We start from the raw sequence: 18,960 nt of genomic DNA on the forward strand, positions 1-18,960 counted from the left end.
CTGTTGAACAAGGTGGGGAACACCTATTCAGAGTAGCCAGCCCGTTTCGTCGATGCACCCCAAAGGCTAGGGGAGGCAGGCCCCATCTCATCAATGGATAGCAGAGGAATACCCGTATTCCGCCGAAGTATTTCAGTAGTGCGGCGGCAGCTCGTCGCGCAGGCTGCGAAAGCCCGGACCACTGCCCTGCTCCAGTTGCTGGGATTGCAGGCGGGCCAGTTCGCGGCCCAGGGCATCGATCTGCTGTTGCTGGCGCACGATGACCTGGTTGAGCTGCTCGACCAGGTCTTCGGTAAAGCTGGCCTTGATCTCCAGCTCGGTCAGGCGTTGCTCGGTGATGTTGTGTTGATCCATGGCCGTATTGGACCCCATCCGCACCGAGGGTGAAAAAAGGCACTTGACGGAAGCAGGGCCGCGGCTTGCCTACAATCCCCCGCTCACCATGCCAAACACCGCCTTGCCCATTCTCAATATCTCCGCCTACAAATTCGTGGGCCTGCCGGACTGCCTGGCATTGCGCGAGCAGCTCTTCGAGCGCGCCCAGGCGCTGGGCCTCAAGGGCACCGTGCTCTTGGCCGAGGAAGGCATCAATCTGTTTCTGGCTGGCGCGGCCGAAGGGGTGCACAGCTGGGTCAAGGCCTTGCAGGCCGACGAGCGCTTTGCCGACCTCGCACCCAAGGAGAGCTGGAGCGAGGGCCTGCCCTTCCGCAAGCTGCTGGTCAAGGTCAAGCCGGAGATCATTCGCATGAACCACCCGGCCATACGGCCGGACGCCCTGCCCCGCGCCCCCGCCCTGCCCGCCGCGACGCTGGCGCGCTGGCTGGCCCAGGGCCATGATGACGAGGGCCGGCCCGTCGTCACGCTGGACACCCGCAATGCCTTCGAGGTGGACTACGGCACGTTCGAGGGCGCGATCGACTGGCGCATCGCCAAGTTCAGCGAATTCCCCGCGGCCGTGCAAGCCCATCGCGAAGAGCTGCTGGGCAAGACGGTGGTGAGCTTTTGCACCGGCGGCATACGCTGCGAGAAGGCGGCCATCTATCTGCAGCAGCAAGACCTGGACGGCCCGGTCTATCAGCTGGAGGGCGGCATCCTGAAATACTTCGAGGAGACCGGCGGCCCGCATTACCAGGGCGCCTGTTTTGTGTTCGACCAGCGCGAGGCGCTGGACGCCGGCCTGGCACCCTCGACCGACATCGTCCGCCCCGCTTCCGAGGCGCATCGCGCCAAGACGGCCTGAGCCCGGTTTCTCTGCCCAAGCCGGTGCCCAAGCTCTCCGAACTCCTGCCCCGCCTGATCGGTGTGGCCTTGCTGCTGTCCGCCCTGGGCTTTGCCGCCACCAAGGCGCCCGACCGACCGCTGGAAAGCCTGGTCGGCCGCTGGGCCCTGCCGCCCTCGGAGTTTCTGGACCTGAACGGCCAGCTGCTGCACATCCGCGACGTGGGCCCGCGGGAGGACCCCGCGCCCCTGCTCCTGCTGCACGGCACCTCCAGCAGCCTGCACACCTGGCAGGGCTGGATCGATGGCTTGCAAAAAGCCGGCGAGCCGCGCCGCATCATCACGCTGGACCTGCCGGGCTTCGGCCTGAGCGGCCCGCAGGCCGAGGGTGATTACAGCAATGCGGCCTATCTGCGCCTGCTCGAGACCTTGCTGAAGCGCCTGGGCCTGCAGCAGGTCGTGCTGGGCGGCAACTCCCTGGGCGGCGAGCTGGCCTGGGAGTTCGCCGCCAGCCACCCGCAAAACGTCAAGGCCTTGATCCTGGTGGATGCGGCCGGCTATGCGCTGGCCCCCGACGCCATGCCGCTGGGCTTTCAGCTGGCCCGCCTGCCCTTGCTCAGCCATATGGGCGACTATCTGCTGCCCCGCGCCCTGGTGGAACGCAGCCTGCATTCGGTCTACGGCGAGCCCAGCCGGGTCAGCCCCGAGCTGGTCGACCGCTATTTCGAGCTGACCCTGCGCAGCGGCAATCGCCCGGCCTTGCGCCAGCGCTTTGCCCAGATGCAGCCCGGTGCCCATATCGACCAACTGCGCCAGCTGCGCCTGCCCACGCTGATTCTGTGGGGCGAAAAAGACCGCCTGATCCCGCCCAGCGTCGCCCAGGACTTCGCCCGCGATATATCGGGCAGCCGCCTGGTGATGCTGGCCGGCCTGGGCCACGTCCCGCAGGAAGAAGACCCGGCCGCCTCGCTGGCGCCCGTGCTGGATTTCCTGCATACGCTCAAACCCTAAGAGCCAAGCCCTGATTCGCATTGCAAGATCAAAGCTTGGACATTTCCTCCCCATACCCTCCCCCAATCCCTTTCTAGGAGAGCTCATGCAACGTCGTTCCCTGATCGCCCGCACCACCACCGCCCTGGCCCTGGCCGCCCTGGCTTGCAGCACTTTCAGCGTCCAGGCCCAGGGCCCGGAATGGAAGAAGATCCGCATCGGCGTGGAAGGCGCCTACCCACCCTTCTCCGAAGTGGGCGCCGACGGCAAGCTCAAGGGCTTCGAGATCGATCTGGCCCTGGCCTATTGCGCCGAGATGAAGGCCGAGTGCACCCTGGTGCAACAAGACTTCGACGGCCTGATCCCCGCCCTGCAGGCCCGCAAGGTGGACGCCATCATCGCCTCCGTCTCCATCACCGATGAGCGCAAGAAGGTCATCGCCTTCTCCAAGCCCTACTACAACACGCCGGCCCGTTTTGTCGCCAAAAACGGCGTCAAGTTCGACCTGAGCCCGGCCGGCCTGAAGGGCAAGAAGATCGGCGTGCAAAGCGCCACCATCCACGAGGCCTATGCCGCAGCCATCTTCAAGCAGAGCGATATCGTGCGCTACCAGTCGCAGGATCAGGTCTTTCTGGACCTCAAGTCGGGCCGCATCGACCTGACCCTGGCCGATATGCCGGCCGCCGACTTCGGCTTCCTGAAAAAGCCCGAGGGCAAGGGCTTCGCCTTCGTCGGCCCCAACTTCGACGATGTGAAGTACTTCGGCGTGGGCTCCGGCGTCGGCATGCGCAAGGCCGATGAAAAGACCTTGGGCAAGAAGTTCAACGACGCCATCGCCGCCGTGCAGGCCAATGGCACATTCAAGAAGATCAACGACAAATACTTCGACTACGACATTTCAATCAAGCAGAAGTAATGCTTGGAGGCGTCGGGCGGCCGCCCGACGCCGCATGTTTGAACTCTCGAAAGATTCAATGCTGCACGGCTTTTTGCCCAGCCTGATCGAAGGCGCCGGGGTCACGCTGAGCGTGGCCCTGGCCTCTTTGGCCATGGCGATGATTCTGGGCTTGTTGGGCGCCCTGGCCAAATTGTCCAAATGGCGTTTCGCCCGTGGCCTGGCCCATCTCTACACCACCTTGATACGCGGCGTGCCCGATCTGGTGCTGATGCTGCTGATCTTCTACGGCGGCCAAGTGGCGGTGAACAGCATCGCCCTCTCGCTCGGCCATGAGGAATACATCGACATCAACCCCTATGTGGCCGGTGTGCTGACGATTGGCTTCATCTTCGGCGCCTATCTGACCGAGGCCTTTCGCGGTGCCTTTCTGGCCGTGCCACCGGGCCAGCGCGAGGCCGGCCTGGCCTATGGCATGAGCGGCTGGCAGATCGCCCGCCGCATCACCTTCCCGCAGATGTTCCGCCACGCCTTGCCGGGCCTGTCGAACAACTGGCTGGTGCTGATCAAGAGCACGGCCATCGTCTCCGTCATCGGCCTGCATGACTTGATGACGCGCGGCCAGCAGGCAGCCGGCTCCACCCGCGAGCCCTTTGTCTTCTACCTGGCCGTGGCCCTGATCTATCTGGCCTTCACCAGCGTGTCCGAACTGCTGTTCGACCGGCTGCAGAAGCGCTTCTCCACCGGCGTGCGCAGGGGGTCGCTGTGATTGCCTACGACACCATTCTTGAAAACCTGCCGCTCTACCTCAGCGGCGCCTGGACCACTTTTCAGCTGCTCGTGATTTCGCTGCTGCTGGGCCTGGCCCTGGCCATCCCGCTGGCGGTGCTGCGCAGCCTCAGCGGCAGCTGGATCTCGCGCGCGATCTGGCTCTATACCTATGTGTTCCGCGGCACGCCCATGCTGGTCCAGCTCTTCCTGATCTATTACGGCCTGGCCCAGTTCGAGGCGGTGCGCAACAGCGCCTTGTGGCCTTATTTCAGCTCGGCCTGGTTCTGCGCCTGCCTGAGCTTTGTGCTCAACACGGCCGCCTACACGACCGAGATCATCGCCGGCAGCATCCGTGCCCTGCCGGCGGGCGAGATCGAAGCCGCCAAGGCCCTGGGCATGAGCCGATGGGTGATGTTCCGCCGCATCGTCCTGCCCTCGGCCCTGCGCCGCTCTCTGCCGGCTTACAGCAATGAAGCCATCTTCATGCTGCACGGCACGGCCCTGGCCAGCATCGTGACCATTCTGGACATCACCGGCGCGGCCCGGCGCGTCAACGCCACCCACTACATCCCTTTTGAGGCCTTCATCACGGCAGCCGTCTTCTACTTCCTAATGACCCTGACCCTGGTGGCCTTGTTCCACAAGGCCGAGGCCAAATGGCTGAAGCCGCTGCTGCCACGCTAGTGAGCCCTATGCAAATCAAAGCCCACGCCCTGATCTCGCCCGCCCCGGGCACCCAGCGCGAGCTGATCTCCCTGCACTACGGCCAGCCCGCCGGCGAAGGGACGCAGAAAGCCTATATCCAGGCCTCCCTGCATGCCGACGAGCTGCCCGGCATGCTGGTCGCCCACCATCTGCGCCAACAGCTGGACGCGCTGCAAGCGGCCGGCCAGATCAGGGGCGAGATCATCCTGGTGCCCATGGCCAACCCGATAGGCCTGTCCCAGCATCTGCTGTACATGCATATGGGCCGCTTCGAGACCACGACCGGCGAGAACTTCAACCGCCACTACCCCGAGCAGACCGAGGCCGCGGCCCTGGCCGCCGAAGCGCAGCTGACGCAAGACGCCGCCCACAATGTGCGGGTGCTGCGGCGCGAGCTGAAAAAAGCGGTGGATGAATCCCCGGTGGACACCGAGCTGCAGTCGCTGCGCCGCCGCCTGATGTCACTCAGCTGCGATGCCGACATCGTGCTGGACCTGCATTGCGACGCCCAGGCCGTCATGCATATGTATACCGAGATCCCCTGCTGGCCGGAGTGCGAGCTGCTGGGCCGCTTCATCGGCTCGCGCGTGGCCTTGCTGGCCCAGGAGTCGGGCGACAGCCCCTTCGACGAGGCCTGCTCCCAGGTCTGGTGGAAGTGGAAGCAGCGTTTCGGCGAGCGTTTCCCCATCCCCCAGGCCTGCATGTCGGTAACGGTGGAATTGCGCGGCGCCGCCGATGTGGAGCATGAGCTGGCGCGCCAGGATGCGCAGAACATCATAGCCTTCCTGCGCTACCGCGGCCTGATTGCCGGCCCCAAGCCCGCCCTGCCCGACGCGGTGGGCGACGCCCGCCCCCTGGCCGGCAGCATGCCCATCAAAGCAACGGCGACCGGCGTGCTGACCTTTGTCCGCCAGGTCGGCGAGCAGGTCGCCGCCGGCGATGTGCTGGCCCATGTGATCGACCCCATCACGGCCGAGGTCACCGAGCTGAAGAGCCCCGTGGACGGGCTCTTCTTCGCACGCGATTTCCTGCGCTTTGCCACCGCCGGCATGCGCGTCGCCAAGGTGGCGGGCAAAGAAGCAATCCGCACCGGCAAATTGCTGGGTGCTTGAAAGAAGAACAAATGACACTCAGTCTGCAAATCGAAGGCCTGCACAAGCGCTACGGCGAACGCGAAGTGCTCAAGGGCGTGTCGCTGGCCGCCAAAAAAGGCGATGTGGTCACCCTGATCGGCTCCAGCGGCTCGGGCAAGAGCACATTTCTGCGCTGCATCAACCTGCTTGAACAGCCCTACGAGGGCAAGCTCTCCCTGAATGGCGAGGAGCTGAAACTAACGCGTGACCGCGACGGCAGCCTGAAGGCCGCCGATGCCAAGCAGCTGCAGCTCTGGCGCGCCCGCCTGGCCATGGTGTTCCAGAACTTCAATCTCTGGGGCCACCGCACGGTACTGGAGAACGTCATCGAAGCCCCCATCTACGTGCTGGGTGTGCCCAGAGCCGAGGCGATTGAAAAAGCCGAGGCCTTGCTGGCCCGGGTGGGCGTGGCCCATCGCAAGGACGTCTATCCCGCCCAGCTCTCAGGCGGCGAGCAACAGCGCGTGGCGATTGCCCGCGCCCTGGCCGTCGAGCCCGAGGTGATGCTGTTCGACGAACCCACCTCGGCCCTGGACCCGGAGCTGGTCGGTGAGGTGCTCAAGGTCATGCGCGACCTGGCCGCCGAAGGCCGCACCATGATTGTCGTGACGCACGAGATGGGCTTTGCCCGCGAGGTCTCCAACCACACCTTGTTCCTGCACCAGGGCCGGGTGGAGGAGGAAGGCCATCCGCGCGAAGTGTTGCTCAAGCCGCAAAGCCAGCGCCTGCAGCAGTTCTTGAGTGGCGGGCTGAAATAAGCCTCAGAGGGTGAGAACTTTTGTAGCGAGCGGTCGTCAGGCTAGGCGGACGGAGCGCAGGAACCGGAACGTACGCCTTGTACGTGAGGATTCCGAGCACCGCCCAACGACGCATGGCGGCCGCGCAGTAAAAAGTTCTCACCCTCTCAGTCCTTCGATGGGGCGTTGCCGGCCCCATCCTGCAAGACCTTCAGCACGTCCGAATGGAACTCGCGCTGGTAGAGCACAAAAATAACGCCCAGCGTGCCGGCCATAAAGGCCCAGGGTGAGAAGAACCAGCAGATGGCGGCAAAGGCCAGGTAGTAGGCGCGCAAGCCGTCGTTGAAGGTCTCGGCCGCCATGCCCATCAGGCGGCCGGCGCGGTCGGCAAAGTCTTCGCGCGACAGGTTCTGTTCGACAAAAGCCTCGGCCGAAGGCGCTGCCGCCACCAGCAAGGCGCCAAAAGTGTATTGGCGCATGCTCCAGGTGAAGCGGAAGAAGGCGTAGACAAAGATGCCGATCAGCAGCACCAGCTTCAGATCGAACACCAGGGCGCTGGTGCGGGCGGTAAAGGGCAATTCCTGCACCAGCTCGGTCGCCTTCTCGCTGGCACCCAGGCTGGCCAGCAGGCCGCCGATGATCAGGATGGTGGTCGAGGCAAAAAATGAAGGGCTGGTGGACAGGTTCTGCACCACCACGCCATCGATCACCCGCACATCGCGGTAGGTGGTCTGCAGCATCCAGCGCCGCCGCTCGCGGTTGGTGGCCGCCAGCAGCGTGCCGTCGAACTGCGATTGCCGCTTGGCAAAGGCCGCATAGCCCAGCCAGCCGATAAAGAACAGCGCCAGCGCCAGCCAGTCGGCGGCGGGCAGGAAGTCGAGGACGGCAAGAAGATTCTTCATGTCCGAACTGTAAAACCTCCTGCCTCGGGGGCAAGCCAATTGATGGCGATCAAGCCAGCAAAATTTCAGGCCGCCCAGCGTGCCGTGACGGCGGCCACGCGCTGACCGAAGACCCTGGCCGTGGCCAGGTCGCCGGCAATCATTTCGTCCACCGAGGCGTCCGAGGGCGTGGCGGTCAACAAGCCGATGCTGGCCCCCAGATTGTTCAGATCGTCGCGGCTCGCGGCCTTGCGATTGGCCGGTAGCTGGCCCAGGCCCGTCCACACCATGCCATGCTGCTGCGAGAGCGTGAACAGGTATTGCAGAGTGGAGAACTTATCGCCGTTGAGCGAGGCGGAGTTGCTGAAGCCGGCCGCGATCTTGTCCTTCCAGCCCTGCGAGAACCAGATCTTGCTGGAGGCGTCGGCGAACTTCTTGAACTGCCAGGAGGGGCCGCCCATATAGGTCGGCGTACCGAAGATGATGGCGTCGGCCGCGGCCAGCGTGGCCCAGCCGGCCTCGCTCAGATGGCCCTCGGCATCGATGGGCAGCAATACCCCGCCGCTGCCCTCGGCAACGGCCTCGGCCACTTTCAAGGTATGGCCGTAGCCGCTATGAAAAACAATCGCTATTTTGCTCATGGGAAGGTTCTTTCACTCTTGCTCTAACAAAGCATTCAAGCGCGCTGGAGCGCCTCTTGAACACGAAAATCTGTGCCCTCAGGCCGCCAGATCGAACACCAGCACCTCGGCGTCCGCGCCGGCGCTCAGCTCGACCCGGGCCTCGTCACGCAGGGCCAGGGCATCGCCACCGCTGAGCCGCTGGCCATTGACCGTCAAGCCGCCGCGGATCAGATGCACATAGGCCAGGCGGCCGGCGGCCAAGGCCAGCTGCGCCTGTTCGGCGCCGTCAAACAAGCCGGCATAAAGCCTGGCATCGGCATGGATGCGCACCGAGTCCTGTTCACCGCTCTTGGACGCGAGCAAGCACAGCTGGCCGCGCTTTTGCGCCTCGGCAAAGCTGCGCTGCTCGTAGCTGGGCGGGATGCCGCGCTCCTCGGGCTGGATCCAGATCTGCAGGAAATGCGTCTCGCGGTCCTGCGCATGGTTGAACTCGCTGTGCATCACACCCTTGCCGGCGCTCATGCGCTGCACCTCACCGGGCCTGATCACGCCGGCCTGGCCCTGGCCAATGCTGTCCTTGTGGGCCAGCTCGCCGTTCAGCACATAGCTGATGATTTCCATGTCCTTGTGGCCATGGGTGCCGAAGCCGGTGCCGGCAGCGATGCGGTCCTCGTTGATCACCCGCAGGGCGCCGAAACCCATGCGCTTGGGCTCGTAGTAATCGGCGAATGAAAAGCTGTGGAAGGACTTCAGCCAGCCGTGATCGGCATAACCGCGCTCGCAAGACTTGATCAGTTCAAACATGATGGGTCGCTCTCCTTGAATGCCTTCACTGTAGAAGTCGGCCGGCCGGCCGGGGTCGCAGGCACTTGAAGCCAGCATTCAAATAAGATGAAGGGCCCAAGATTTCGCCCGCCCCTGCCTCCCATGCAAACCCCTCCCAAGAGCCGCGCCCTCACCCCCGAGGCCCTGGCCATGATGGACGCCATCGCGCGCAGCGGCAGCTTTGCCGCCGCCGCTCGCGAGATGGGCAAGGTGCCCTCGGCCCTGACCTATAACGTGCGCCAGCTGGAAGAGGCCCTGGACGTGCTCTTGTTCGACCGCAGCTCCCGCCAGGCCGTGCTGACGGCCGCCGGCCAGGAGCTGCTGATCGAAGGCCGGCGCCTGCTCAGCGAGATGGACGGCGTGGCCAACCGGGTGCGCCGCATCGCCACCGGCTGGGAGAGCGAGCTGACCATCGCCATCGACGACGCCATCGCCCGCCGCGCCCTCTTCGATCTGATGGAGGCCTTCTACCAACTGCCCGGCGACGACGGCAAAAACGGCGCCAGGCAAGGCCCGCCCACGCGGCTCAAGCTGCGCACCGAGGTCTTGTCCGGCACCTGGGAGGCGCTGCTCTCCGGCCAGGCCGATCTGGCCATAGGCACCTCGGCCCAACCGCCCGATGGCAGCGTGCACTGCGCCTTGCTGGGCGAGCTGGAGATGCTGTTCTGTGTGGCGCCCCACCATCCCCTGGCCAAGCTGGCACAGCCGCTGGAAGCCAGCACCATCGCCGCCCACCGCATCGTCGCCGTGGCCGACACCGCCCGCAGCCTCACCCCCATGACCATAGGCGTGATGCCCGGCCAGGACGTGCTGACCATGCCCTCCATGGCCGCCAAGCTGGAGGCCTTGCTGCGCGGCATGGGCTGCGGCAGCCTGCCGGCCTCCATGCTGCGCCGCCATCTGGAAGCGGGCCGCCTGGTGCATCTGCAAACCGACCGCGGCCGCCGCATCATCCCCCTGCACTACGCCTGGCGCAATCACGGCGCCAACGGCGGCCAGCCGCCCGGCAAGGCGCTGAGCTGGTGGCTGCAACAGCTGGCCAGCCCCACCACCCAGCGCGCCCTGCTGGAGCAGCACGAGGGGCTGATTCTTTGATGAGCGCGGGCTGTTCCGCCTATACCGGCCGCTTCGCCCCCTCGCCCACCGGCCCCTTGCACGCGGGCTCGCTGGTGGCCGCCCTGGCCAGCTGGCTGGACGCGCGCGCCCACGGCGGGCGCTGGCTGGTCCGCATCGAGGACGTGGACCTGCCGCGCTGCCCCAAGGGCGCCGACCAATTCATGCTGGCGCAGCTGCAGGCCTGTGGCCTGCTGCCCGACGAGGCGCCCATCTGGCAGTCGCAGCGCGGCGCGCTCTATGCCCAGGCCCTGGCCCGGCTGCAGGCCGACGGCTGGGCCTATGCCTGCGCCTGCTCGCGGGCCGATATCCAGCAAGCCCTGGCAGCGCAAAACGCCCTGCCCGGCCGCCATGCCGAGCGGGTCTATCCCGGCACTTGCCGCAGCGGCTTGGGTGGCAAGACGGGCCGCGCCTGGCGCCTGCTCAGCACGGCCGATCTTGCGGCCCGGCGAGACCTGACCCTGGCCTGGCAGGACCGCCGCCTGGGCGCGCAAACGCAGAACCTCAGCCAGGCCGTCGGCGACTTTGTGCTCCAGCGTGCCGATGGGCTCTGGGCCTACCAGCTGGCCGTGGTGGTAGACGACGCCGCCCAAGGCATCAGCGACATCGTGCGCGGCCAGGATCTGGCCGACAACACGCCGCGCCAGCTCCGCTTGCAAACCTTGTTAGGCCTGCCGCGCCCGCGCTATCTGCACACGCCGCTGGTGCTGGGCGAGAACGGCGAAAAGCTGTCCAAGCAGAACGGTGCGGCGGCCCTGGACCTGAGCGACCCGGCCGCCAGCCTGCGCGCCGCGGCCCGGCACCTGGGCCTGCATTTGAGCGGCGCCACCGTGGGCGAGGTTTTGGCCGAAGGCGTCGAGGCCTGGCGAGGATTTATGATGCCCGCCTCGCCGCTCGCGCCAGGCAGCGGCATTGCATTGAAGGAATAAACATGAACACCAGCCCCAGCGGCCTGCAATTTGAAGACACCGTGGTCGGCGACGGCAAAGAGGCCAAGTCCGGCCACGACGTCAGCGTGCACTACACCGGCTGGCTCTACACCAAGGACGGCGAAAATTGGGTGAAGGGCGCCAAGTTCGACTCCAGCAAGGACCGCAAGCAGCCCTTCAACTTCGAGCTGGACGGCGGCATGGTCATCCGTGGCTGGGACGAAGGCGTGCAAGGCATGAAGATCGGCGGCTCGCGCACCCTGGTGATCCCGCCCGAGCTGGGCTATGGCGCACGCGGCGCCGGCGGCGTCATCCCCCCCAACGCCACGCTGATCTTTGAAGTGGAGTTGCTGGGCGTCAGCGGCGGCAGCGAGCCCATCACGCTGAACCTGACGACGCTGGACAGCGGCCTGCAGTTCGAAGACACGAAGCTGGGCGAAGGCGCCGAGGCCAAGGCCGGCCAGCGCGTCACCGTGCACTACACCGGCTGGCTGTACAAGGACGGCGCGCGCGGCAAGAAGTTCGACTCCAGCAAGGACCGTGGCGACCCCTTCCGCTTCGGCCTGGGCGAGGGCGAAGTGATCCAGGGCTGGGACCTGGGCGTGCAAGGCATGAAGGTGGGCGGCACCCGCATGCTGGTGATCCCGGCCGAGCTGGGCTATGGCGCGCGCGGCGCCGGCGGCGTGATCCCGCCCAATGCCACCCTGCTGTTCGAGGTGGAGCTGCTGGCGGTTTGATTCACGAAGAGGCCTCGATTGAGGCCTTTTTCCCGGGCTGCGGCCGCCCAGGCAGGCATAGCATGGTCAGACGATTTCAGGAGTTTGACCATGGACCTGCTCGATCTCCCCCACCTGCTGCGCTACTGGTCGGGCCTGCAATGGCAGGCCAATGTGCTGATGCTGCTGCATCTGCTGGGCGCCGGCCTGCTGGGCATGGTGCTGGGCTATGAGCGGGCCTTCCATGGCCGCGCCGCCGGCATGCGCACCTATGCCCTGGTCTGCATGGCCTCCACCGGCCTGATCATTCTGCTGGCCTATCCGCAGCAGTGGTTTGGCGGCCTGCAGGCCGGCGGCGTTAGCGCCCCCACGCTGGTGGACCCGACCCGGGTGGTGCAAGGCATCGTCACCGGCATCGGTTTCCTGTGCGCCGGCGTGATCATGAAGGAGGGCATGAATATCAGCGGCCTGACCACGGCCGCCTCGATCTGGTCCTCCTGCTCGATCGGCGTGATGGTGGGCATGGGCTTTTACCTCGCCGCCATCTCGCTGACCCTGCTCAGCGCCAGCCTGATGATGTGGGGCGCCAAGCTGGAAAGCCGTCTGCCCTCCCACCCCGCCATCGCGGTGATGCTGCGCGGCGAAAAAGGGCGTGAGTTCAGCCAGGAGGAGCTGGCCAGCTTCTCCCGCGAGCTGGGCTATTTCTTCGCCCCCGGCTCCATGAGCGTGGCCTGCACCGAGGGCTGCGAGGAATGGCATTTCGTCTGCGCCTCCTTCCGCAACTACGGTGGCATGACACTGACCCGTTACTCAAGCAGGCTGAAGGCCATGCCCGGGGTGCTCGAGTACCGGGTCACGCACGCGCGCAACTGACATGGCCGCAGCGATCAGGTCCATATCGCGGGCACTGATCTGCAGCAGGCCGAAGCGCAGGGCATAGCCCCAGTTCTTCCTGCCGGCCGTGAAATCCAGTGCCGGCAGGAGCGGCGCGATGGGCGTCTCATGCGCCGACCACCAGGCCACGTCACGCCGGTAGGGCACAAAGCCGCCGCCCATATCGAAGGCATAGGGCGCGGTCTCCCGTACCACACCCAGGGCCGTCAAGGCCTGCAAACCATCCTTGCTGCCCATGCGGGTGCTGGGTGAGTAATAGGCCACTCGGTCGCCGGGTCTGAGCCGGCGCAAGGGCGCCGCCTTGCCGTGGCAGACCTGCATAAAACCCTGGGCCCGGCCCAGGCGCACATGTTCGGCGCTGGCCACGGCCAGCCAATTCGATGGCGAGTGAGGCATGGCCGGCTCCTATTGAGGGCAGAACACCCGCAGGCGGTGGCCATCCGGGTCGGCGGCCGTGAAGGTGTAGCCGAAGTCCATCTGCGTGGGTGCTTGCAGCATGCTGAGCCCCAAGGCCAGCCAGGCCTGGTGCGCGGCCTGCACCGCCGCGATATCGGGCAGGGCAAAGGCGAGTTCGCCGCTGGCATGCTGAGGCAGGCCCTCAACAGCGGGCTCGACGCCGGCGCGCGCCCACAGGCCCAGCTTGAGGCCGGAGTCCAGCGCAAACAGCGCGAAGCCGGGCGAGACCTCGACGGGCCCGCGGCCCAGGATGCGGGTGTAGAAGGCGGCGCTCTCCAGCGGCTTGGCGACGTAGAAGAGAAGGAAATTGGCTTGCAGTGCGCTTGTCATGGCTGAAGTCCTTGAGTTGAAGAAGGCCTTCAGCGTAAGCAGGGCAAGTGTCAATTTCTGGCAGCAGCGATCTTCTCCTGCGCCTGCCATTCCTTCAGCAAGGCCTGGCGCGGCCGCGGGTAGCGCTGGCCCGTGTCCTGCAGGGCCTGGATGTGGTCGACGCGGAAATTACGCAGCGCCTGGCGCTGCTCGCACCAGGCCACGACCAGCTCGACCTGCTCGAAATAGCCCAGCGCAAAAGGCCAGATGCGGCGCTCGCTGAGCCGGCCCTTCAAGTCGCGGTAAGTCAGGCCGAGGATCTGCTCATCGCGTATGGCCGCCCGCAGGCGGGCCAGCCAAGGGCTCTCCGCGGGCTCGGCCGGGGCCGGCCCCACCAGCAAGGCATGGCTGTCCAGCTGATGCCGCGCTTCAGCGGGCAGCACGGCCGAGATCTTGTCCAGGGCGCGGCGCGCGGCCTCGGCCAGGCGGGCGTCCTTGCCGCGCTTGATGACCCAGCGCGAGCCCAGCACCAGGGCCTCCAGCTCTTCCGCCGTGAACATCAGCGGCGGCAGCACAAAGCCGGGCTTGAGCAGATAGCCCAGGCCCGCCTCGCCCTCGATGGCGGCGCCCTGGGCCTGCAGGCTGGCGATGTCGCGGTAGAGCGTGCGCAGGCTGATGCCCAGTTGCTGGGCCAGGGCCGCACCGGCCACCGGCTGGCGGTGGCGGCGCAGCACTTGCAAAAGCTCCAGCAGGCGGGCGGCGCGCGACATGGTGCCGACTCAGTCGTAGACCGACTTCTCCGCCCGCCGCGCCAGCACCGCGATGGGCGGCGCCCAGCGCTCGCCGCGCGCCTTCTTGCTGGTCACCAGGGTGATCTCGGAGGGCTCGAAGACCTCGACGTTATGGGTGATGGGCGTGGTCAGCAAATACTGGGCGCGGGTGGAGCGCAGGAAGTGGCCGACCAGTTGGATATTGCGCACGTCCAGATGGGCAAAGGGCTCGTCGATGAAGACGAAGCCACCGGCGCTGTCGTCGTCCTTCATCAGGCCCACCAAGAGGATCAGGCTCTTCAAGACCTGCTGGCCGCCCGAGGCCTCGCCGTCGTTCAGGCCCACCTCGCCCTTACCGTCGAAGTTGAACTTGACCTGCAGGCCGGCCTGGGCCAGCACCATATCGTCGTTGTCCAGATGCGGCAGCTCGGCCACGGCGATGACGCCTGCCAGCTCGCCCAGCTCCTGCACATTCTTTTTGTAGCGGCGCACGGTGGCGCGCAGCACATCGATATAGCGTTCGCGCGCATTGAAGGCGGCGATGCGGGCCATCTCATTGCTGGCGCGGCGGTCGTCCAGCTGGGCGCTTTGCTCCAGCACGGCCACGCTCATGCGGGCGTGGCGGTCCTGCACCTGGGGGTCGGTCTCCCAGACGCCGTTGTCCAGCTCGGCCTGCACATGGCGGTTGGCGATCTCGGCCTGCTTGGCGTTCTCGAACTCGTTGCGCAAGGCCTGCACGGTGCTGGCTAACACCCAGTTCGCCGGGAAGGCGGCACGCGCCGCGCGCGAGGCCTTGGCGGCCTGCACCAGCTCGGCATAACGGCTGCCATGCTCGCGCTGGGTGCGCGAAACATTGTCCTCGCTGGCCTTGAGCGAGGCCTGCGCCGCCTCGTAATCGCGCTCGCTGCGGGTGTGCTGGGTCAGCGCCCGGTCATGCTCGCCTTCCAACGCCGTCATGCGGCTGGAGGCCTCGATACGGGCCTGCTTGAGCGCGGGCAGGCGCTGGCGGCAGGTGGCGAATTCATCCGCCCGCTCGCCCAGCTCCTGGGCCGCCTTATGGCCCTGGGCGGCGCGCTGGGCGTCCTTGAGCTGGCGCTCGACCTCGGCCTGCTCCTTGGCCAGGCGGCTCAGCTCGCCGTCGTAACGGGCCAGCTCACTCTCCAAGGCCTTGCGGCGCGAGGCCAGGGCCGAGACGCCGAACTGGAAGTCGCGCGGCTCCACCCACAGGCTGCGGCCGCCGCGGGCATCGCGGTAATAGGCATCGGGCGTGATCCACTCGCCGCCCACCTTGGCGCCGGCCTCGGTGTCCTTGACCCGGCGTATGCCACCCAGCTGACGCAAGAGCCAGGCCGGCAGCTTGGCATTGATCTTCAGCGCGGCCAGCAGGGAGTCTTGCGGCACCTGCGCCGGCGCATGCTCGCCCTCGGCCACGACGTAATGGCGATAGCGCTCGCGCGAGGCGAGTGCAAAAGCATGGGCCTCGTCTTTTGAGTGCTCCAGCACCACCACCCAGCGCGAGGGGCGCAACATGCCTTCGGCGGCGGCACGCCAGCTCTCGTCGGCGATGTCGATGCAATCGGCCAGCACATGGTGGTGGATGCCGGCATCGTCCAGGGCGCGGCGGAAGCGCGTCACTTCAGGCGGCGGCGGTGGCAGGCGTTGGCCGCTCAGAGCCTCCAGCGCGATCTGCGCTTTCTTGCTCTGGTCATTGGCGCGGGTGAAGCTCTCGCGCAAGCTGTGCTGGCGACCGCTCAGGTCCTCCATGCGCTGGGCCAGCTCCTGGGCATCGGCCTCCACGGCGGCCAGGGCGCGCAGCTCTTCCTCGCGCTTGGCCAGCAGCTCCATCGGACGCTCGGCCTCGCGGGCGGCGTCGAAGGCGGCGCGGGTCTGCTTGCGCTCCTGTTCGATCTCGGCGAGACGGGTCTTGGCCTGCTCCGAGCCCTCGAACAGATTGTGCAGCTCGGCCCGGCGGGCGCTCAAAGACCGCTCGTCGGCGCGCGCAAACAGGCGCTGGCGATGCAGATCGCGCAGGCCCTGGGCCGTGCGCGCGCGCGCCTCGCTCCACTGCAGCACCGGCACGACCTCGGTGGCCAGGCGCTCGCGCTCGCGCAGGCGCAGCTGGTACTGCTGATAACTCGTGACGCGGTTGGCCAGGTCGGACAGCTGGGCTTGCGTGTGCGAAAGCTCGTGCGCGGCCTGCTCCACCTCCTTCAGCAGATGCTGCTGGTGGCTGCGGGCCTGGTCGTAGCGGTCCAGCACCTCCTGGTCGCCAAAGACCTCGAACACCAGGCGCAGCAGCTCGCGCGGCGAGAGCTCGCACAGGCGGTCGGTCTGACCCTGCTCCAGCGCCAGCACGCGGCCGATGGCGCGGGTCAGGCCGGCGGCCTCCAGGCGGCGGCGCCAGGCCTCGATGCCCATCCAGTCCTTCTCGCCGCGGGCGGCGATGGCCTCGACCTCGTGCACCCCGTCCAGCATCAGATAGCGGCGCTGCCAATCGCCGCCATGGCGCTCGATGCGGCAGACCAGGGTCACCTGATCGGCGTAGAGCAAGGAGCTGGCAAACGGCCGCGAGCTGTTCTGCCGGCCGCGCGGGCGGTTGTCCACCAGGGCGCGCAGCCAGGCGGTTTCGGCGTTGGCGTGGCGGGCATAGGTCTTGTAGGTGCGGCCGCCCGAGCATTCCAGGCCCAGCAGGGTGCGCATGGCGTCCAGCAAGGTGGTCTTGCCCGAGCCATTGGGGCCGGCGATGGTGATGATGGCGCCGTCCAGCGGCATGGTGACGCGCTGGCAGTAGTCCCAGTGCAGCAGTTCTAAAGATTGCAGATGAAACATCGCTCAGGACTCGCTCTCGGGGTCTTGTTCTTCTTCGGGCAGGACTTCGGGCTGGCGCAGCTTGGCGAGCAGGGGCGCGGCCTGCGGGTCGGTGCTGCGCTCCAGCACATCGCCCAGGGCGCCGTCCAGGATGCGCGGGGCCAGGGTGTCGTAGTCCAGCAGCAGGTCCAGCAAAGGGCCTTCGGCAATGTCCTCGCCACGCCGTGTGATGAAGCCGTTACGCTCCAGCAGCTTGAGGTTGGCATCCAGGCGCATCTTCTTGCCCAGTTGGTTGCCGAAGTCGGCCAGCAGGCTGCGGTAGGAGATGGTGGGACTGACGCTGCTGGCCAGCGGTACGGGCTTGTCGGTGGCGAAGAACTCGCCCTGCCCTTCTTCCTTGGCCTCGGCTCTTGCCACCTGGCGCTGACGCTTGGGCAAGACAATCAGCGACCACAGCACCACCAGCAAGGCCACGCCGTCGCGCGGCAGGTCCAGATTGTTATTGGCGGCCAGGCCGGTCTCGCCGAACACGGCCACCTCGGCCGGGCGCAGCATGGCCAGGCTGATGTGGTCGGCGTAAAGGTTGTCGATCACCCGCAGGCCCACGGCCGAGAGGCGCTCGCCCAGGGCCGTCCACACATCGGTATCGATCAGGGCGCGGCGCACCAGGGGGTGGTTGCGGGGCAGCCAGCGGCGTGCCAGCAATTGCGCCGCCAGTGCGGCGGCATCGTCCAGAGCAGCGCTCATTCTTGGGCTTCCTTTGGCTTGGGCGTTCTTGTTTTTCTGGCTCGTTCGGGCTTGGGTGCTTTGTCAGGCTCCGACATCGGCACCTCGGCCGAAAAAGGCTCGCCGACCGGCTCCTTGGGCGGCGCATCGGTGCTGCGCAAAACGCCCTTGCTCATCCAGGCGATGTGTTCATCATCCACCTCGCCCTGCTCGGCCGACCACTGCACCCGCCAGGGCTGGCGGGCCATATCGCCGGTGGCCCCGCTCAAGTGCTGGGCCTGGGCATCGCCCAGCAAGGGCAAGAGCTGGGCGCGGTAGGAGGCGCGCGCATAACTGCCACCCAGCACGGCCGGGGCCAGGTCTTGCTCCATCTCGCCGGCCTCGGTCCAGCGCGCCAGCAAGGCCTGCATCAGCCCCATCTCGGGCGGCAAGCTCATCACCGCCAGCTCGCCCGCGGGCGCGCTCTGGGCGCTGGGCAGGGCCTCGGGCTCGGGGGGCTTGGGACGGTCGCGCTCGAACTCGGCCTCGGTGCTGTCCAGCAACTCGTGCTGGGCCACAAAAATCGGATGAACGGGCCGCGACAAGGCACCCAGGCTGAGGTTTTCCAAAAATGGCACGTTCTGCAACCAGCGCCGCACATCGGTGGTGGTGATGCCGGTGGAGCCCAGGGTGACGCGTTGGCGGTCGGCCTGCTGCAGGGCGCGGTTGAACTGGCTGGCCATGGCCAGCAGGCGGGCCTGGGCCAGGCCCAGCTCGCGCGCCAGGCGTTCCAGCTTGGCATTGCCCTGCTCCTGGGCCTGCACCATGATGGCGGAGAGCGCCTCGCTGGCCTTTTCCACCAGGCTGAGCGCGCGGCCGAAACGCTGGCGGGCGCGGCGCAGATGGAATTCCGAGCCGCTGGCGATGGCGTCGGCAAACTCGTCGTACAGGCGCGAGAGCTGGGCCTGCAGATGCTGCAGCTGGGCCGGGTCCAGCGTGCCCAGCTGATGGGCGCCGGCCACATTGGCCAGCAGGGCGCTCAGATCGGCATCCTGCACCGAGCTGCTCACCAGGGGCTGCAGCACGCCCAGCAGCTGCTGGGCCAGGGGGGTGACGCCGTACTGCTGGTTGCCGCCGTCCCAGGCCAGCAGCTCGGCCTCGCGCAGGCGCTTGAGCACCAGCTCCAGGGCCTCGTCGCGCAGGCTGTGGAAATGCTGGTTCAGCGTCTCGCGGCTGATGCGCGAGGCCGGCATGGCCATCACTTCCATAAAGATCCAGACCCGCAGGCGCACCAGGGCCGCCGGGCCGTGGCACAGGGCCCGCATGGCGTTCAGCAAGCCCTCGTTGCGCTCCAACTGCCACCACAGCAAGGCCTCGGTGGGGGCGGAGCCTTCGCGGAAATAATCTTCAAAGCGCAGCTCGGACTCCAGCGAGTCTGCGCCTACCTCGTGTTCTGTCATGGGGGCATTATCTCTGCCCGCG

The 18,960-nt window shown here is 66.8% G+C and carries 21 protein-coding genes, 1 other RNA gene and 1 pseudogene; 12 read left to right on the forward strand and 11 right to left on the reverse strand.

The window, feature by feature from the left end; all coding sequences use genetic code 11:
• Positions 1–132 precede the first annotated feature (132 nt).
• Positions 133–354 (reverse strand): SlyX family protein, encoded by a 222-nt coding sequence (locus HNP55_RS01345; RefSeq protein ID WP_184295358.1) that lies wholly within the window; start codon positions 352–354, stop codon positions 133–135.
• An 88-nt stretch (positions 355–442) separates the two neighbouring features.
• On the opposite strand from HNP55_RS01345, the gene HNP55_RS01350 reads away from it, so the two are divergent.
• From HNP55_RS01350 to HNP55_RS01380, 7 genes are all read left to right on the forward strand, one after another.
• The gene (locus HNP55_RS01350; RefSeq protein WP_184295361.1) at positions 443–1,240 is read left to right on the forward strand and encodes a sulfurtransferase; all 798 of its coding nucleotides are present in this window, start codon (positions 443–445) and stop codon (positions 1,238–1,240) included.
• A 23-nt stretch (positions 1,241–1,263) separates the two neighbouring features.
• On the forward strand, positions 1,264–2,229 hold the full coding sequence (locus HNP55_RS01355) for an alpha/beta fold hydrolase (RefSeq protein WP_184295363.1): 966 nt from the start codon (positions 1,264–1,266) through the stop codon (positions 2,227–2,229).
• 85 nt (positions 2,230–2,314) lie between these two features.
• Positions 2,315–3,124 (forward strand): ABC transporter substrate-binding protein, encoded by an 810-nt coding sequence (locus HNP55_RS01360; protein ID WP_184295367.1) that lies wholly within the window; start codon positions 2,315–2,317, stop codon positions 3,122–3,124.
• Between the two features lie 34 nt (positions 3,125–3,158).
• Entirely contained in the window at positions 3,159–3,872 is a 714-nt protein-coding gene (locus HNP55_RS01365) for an ABC transporter permease (protein WP_409993719.1), read from the forward strand.
• Positions 3,872–4,558 carry an ABC transporter permease gene (locus HNP55_RS01370; RefSeq protein WP_409993725.1) on the forward strand — a complete coding sequence of 229 codons (687 nt, stop codon included), beginning with the start codon at positions 3,872–3,874 and terminating at the stop codon, positions 4,556–4,558. The genes HNP55_RS01365 and HNP55_RS01370 overlap by 1 nt, the downstream gene beginning before the upstream one ends.
• An 8-nt stretch (positions 4,559–4,566) precedes the next feature.
• Positions 4,567–5,691, forward strand: a complete 1,125-nt coding sequence (locus tag HNP55_RS01375; RefSeq protein ID WP_184295373.1) for a succinylglutamate desuccinylase/aspartoacylase family protein — start codon at positions 4,567–4,569, stop codon at positions 5,689–5,691.
• 11 nt (positions 5,692–5,702) lie between these two features.
• Complete coding sequence (locus tag HNP55_RS01380) at positions 5,703–6,470, forward strand: ABC transporter ATP-binding protein (protein WP_184295376.1); 768 nt, start codon at positions 5,703–5,705, stop codon at positions 6,468–6,470.
• Here the strand turns inward: HNP55_RS01380 and HNP55_RS01385 are convergent.
• The 4 genes from HNP55_RS01385 to HNP55_RS01400 all read right to left on the reverse strand — a co-directional run bounded on the left by HNP55_RS01385 (position 6,460) and on the right by HNP55_RS01400 (position 8,757).
• Positions 6,460–6,555: non-coding RNA, sX9 sRNA (locus HNP55_RS01385), on the reverse strand. The two genes, HNP55_RS01380 and HNP55_RS01385, sit on opposite strands and share 11 nt — an antisense overlap.
• A gap of 61 nt (positions 6,556–6,616) precedes the next feature.
• Positions 6,617–7,351 carry a DUF599 domain-containing protein gene (locus HNP55_RS01390; protein ID WP_184295379.1) on the reverse strand — a complete coding sequence of 245 codons (735 nt, stop codon included), beginning with the start codon at positions 7,349–7,351 and terminating at the stop codon, positions 6,617–6,619.
• A gap of 65 nt (positions 7,352–7,416) precedes the next feature.
• Positions 7,417–7,971: a flavodoxin family protein gene (locus HNP55_RS01395; RefSeq protein ID WP_184295382.1), complete on the reverse strand. Its 555-nt coding sequence runs from the start codon at positions 7,969–7,971 to the stop codon at positions 7,417–7,419.
• A gap of 78 nt (positions 7,972–8,049) precedes the next feature.
• Positions 8,050–8,757 (reverse strand): pirin family protein, encoded by a 708-nt coding sequence (locus tag HNP55_RS01400; protein ID WP_184295385.1) that lies wholly within the window; start codon positions 8,755–8,757, stop codon positions 8,050–8,052.
• 123 nt (positions 8,758–8,880) lie between these two features.
• On the opposite strand from HNP55_RS01400, the gene HNP55_RS01405 reads away from it, so the two are divergent.
• The 5 genes and pseudogenes from HNP55_RS01405 (at position 8,881) to HNP55_RS01420 (ending at position 12,409) form a co-directional block, all read left to right on the forward strand.
• Entirely contained in the window at positions 8,881–9,873 is a 993-nt protein-coding gene (locus HNP55_RS01405) for a LysR family transcriptional regulator (RefSeq protein ID WP_184295387.1), read from the forward strand.
• Positions 9,873–10,820: a tRNA glutamyl-Q(34) synthetase GluQRS gene (gene gluQRS / locus HNP55_RS01410; protein WP_184295390.1), complete on the forward strand. Its 948-nt coding sequence runs from the start codon at positions 9,873–9,875 to the stop codon at positions 10,818–10,820. Before HNP55_RS01405 ends, gluQRS begins: the two co-directional genes overlap by 1 nt.
• A 2-nt stretch (positions 10,821–10,822) precedes the next feature.
• A pseudogene (locus tag HNP55_RS24070) lies at positions 10,823–11,179 on the forward strand (FKBP-type peptidyl-prolyl cis-trans isomerase); the annotation flags it as partial.
• A 30-nt stretch (positions 11,180–11,209) separates the two neighbouring features.
• On the forward strand, positions 11,210–11,557 hold the full coding sequence (locus tag HNP55_RS24075; RefSeq protein WP_246448150.1) for an FKBP-type peptidyl-prolyl cis-trans isomerase: 348 nt from the start codon (positions 11,210–11,212) through the stop codon (positions 11,555–11,557).
• A gap of 90 nt (positions 11,558–11,647) precedes the next feature.
• The gene (locus HNP55_RS01420) at positions 11,648–12,409 is read left to right on the forward strand and encodes an MgtC/SapB family protein (RefSeq protein ID WP_184295396.1); all 762 of its coding nucleotides are present in this window, start codon (positions 11,648–11,650) and stop codon (positions 12,407–12,409) included.
• Here the strand turns inward: HNP55_RS01420 and HNP55_RS01425 are convergent.
• Genes HNP55_RS01425 through HNP55_RS01450 form a run of 6 tightly spaced genes read right to left on the reverse strand, consistent with a single transcriptional unit; the run spans position 12,347 to position 18,938 of the window.
• Positions 12,347–12,826 (reverse strand): EVE domain-containing protein, encoded by a 480-nt coding sequence (locus HNP55_RS01425; protein ID WP_184295399.1) that lies wholly within the window; start codon positions 12,824–12,826, stop codon positions 12,347–12,349. The genes HNP55_RS01420 and HNP55_RS01425 overlap by 63 nt on opposite strands.
• Before the next feature lie 9 nt (positions 12,827–12,835).
• Positions 12,836–13,216, reverse strand: coding sequence for a VOC family protein (locus HNP55_RS01430; protein ID WP_184295403.1), 381 nt, complete (start codon positions 13,214–13,216; stop codon positions 12,836–12,838).
• A 50-nt stretch (positions 13,217–13,266) separates the two neighbouring features.
• Positions 13,267–13,965 carry a helix-turn-helix transcriptional regulator gene (locus HNP55_RS01435; protein WP_184295406.1) on the reverse strand — a complete coding sequence of 233 codons (699 nt, stop codon included), beginning with the start codon at positions 13,963–13,965 and terminating at the stop codon, positions 13,267–13,269.
• Positions 13,966–13,974: 9 nt separating this feature from the next.
• Positions 13,975–16,794, reverse strand: a complete 2,820-nt coding sequence (locus HNP55_RS01440; RefSeq protein ID WP_184295409.1) for an ATP-binding protein — start codon at positions 16,792–16,794, stop codon at positions 13,975–13,977.
• 3 nt (positions 16,795–16,797) lie between these two features.
• On the reverse strand, positions 16,798–17,520 hold the full coding sequence (locus HNP55_RS01445; RefSeq protein ID WP_246448097.1) for a hypothetical protein: 723 nt from the start codon (positions 17,518–17,520) through the stop codon (positions 16,798–16,800).
• A complete protein-coding gene (locus HNP55_RS01450; RefSeq protein WP_246448098.1) occupies positions 17,517–18,938 on the reverse strand; it encodes a hypothetical protein in 1,422 nt (473 codons plus the stop codon). The genes HNP55_RS01445 and HNP55_RS01450 overlap by 4 nt, the downstream gene beginning before the upstream one ends.
• Positions 18,939–18,960 lie beyond the last annotated feature (22 nt).

This window comes from Roseateles oligotrophus (genome assembly GCF_014204525.1).
GTDB classification, from domain to species: Bacteria; Pseudomonadota; Gammaproteobacteria; order Burkholderiales; family Burkholderiaceae_C; genus Paucibacter_A; species Paucibacter_A oligotrophus_A.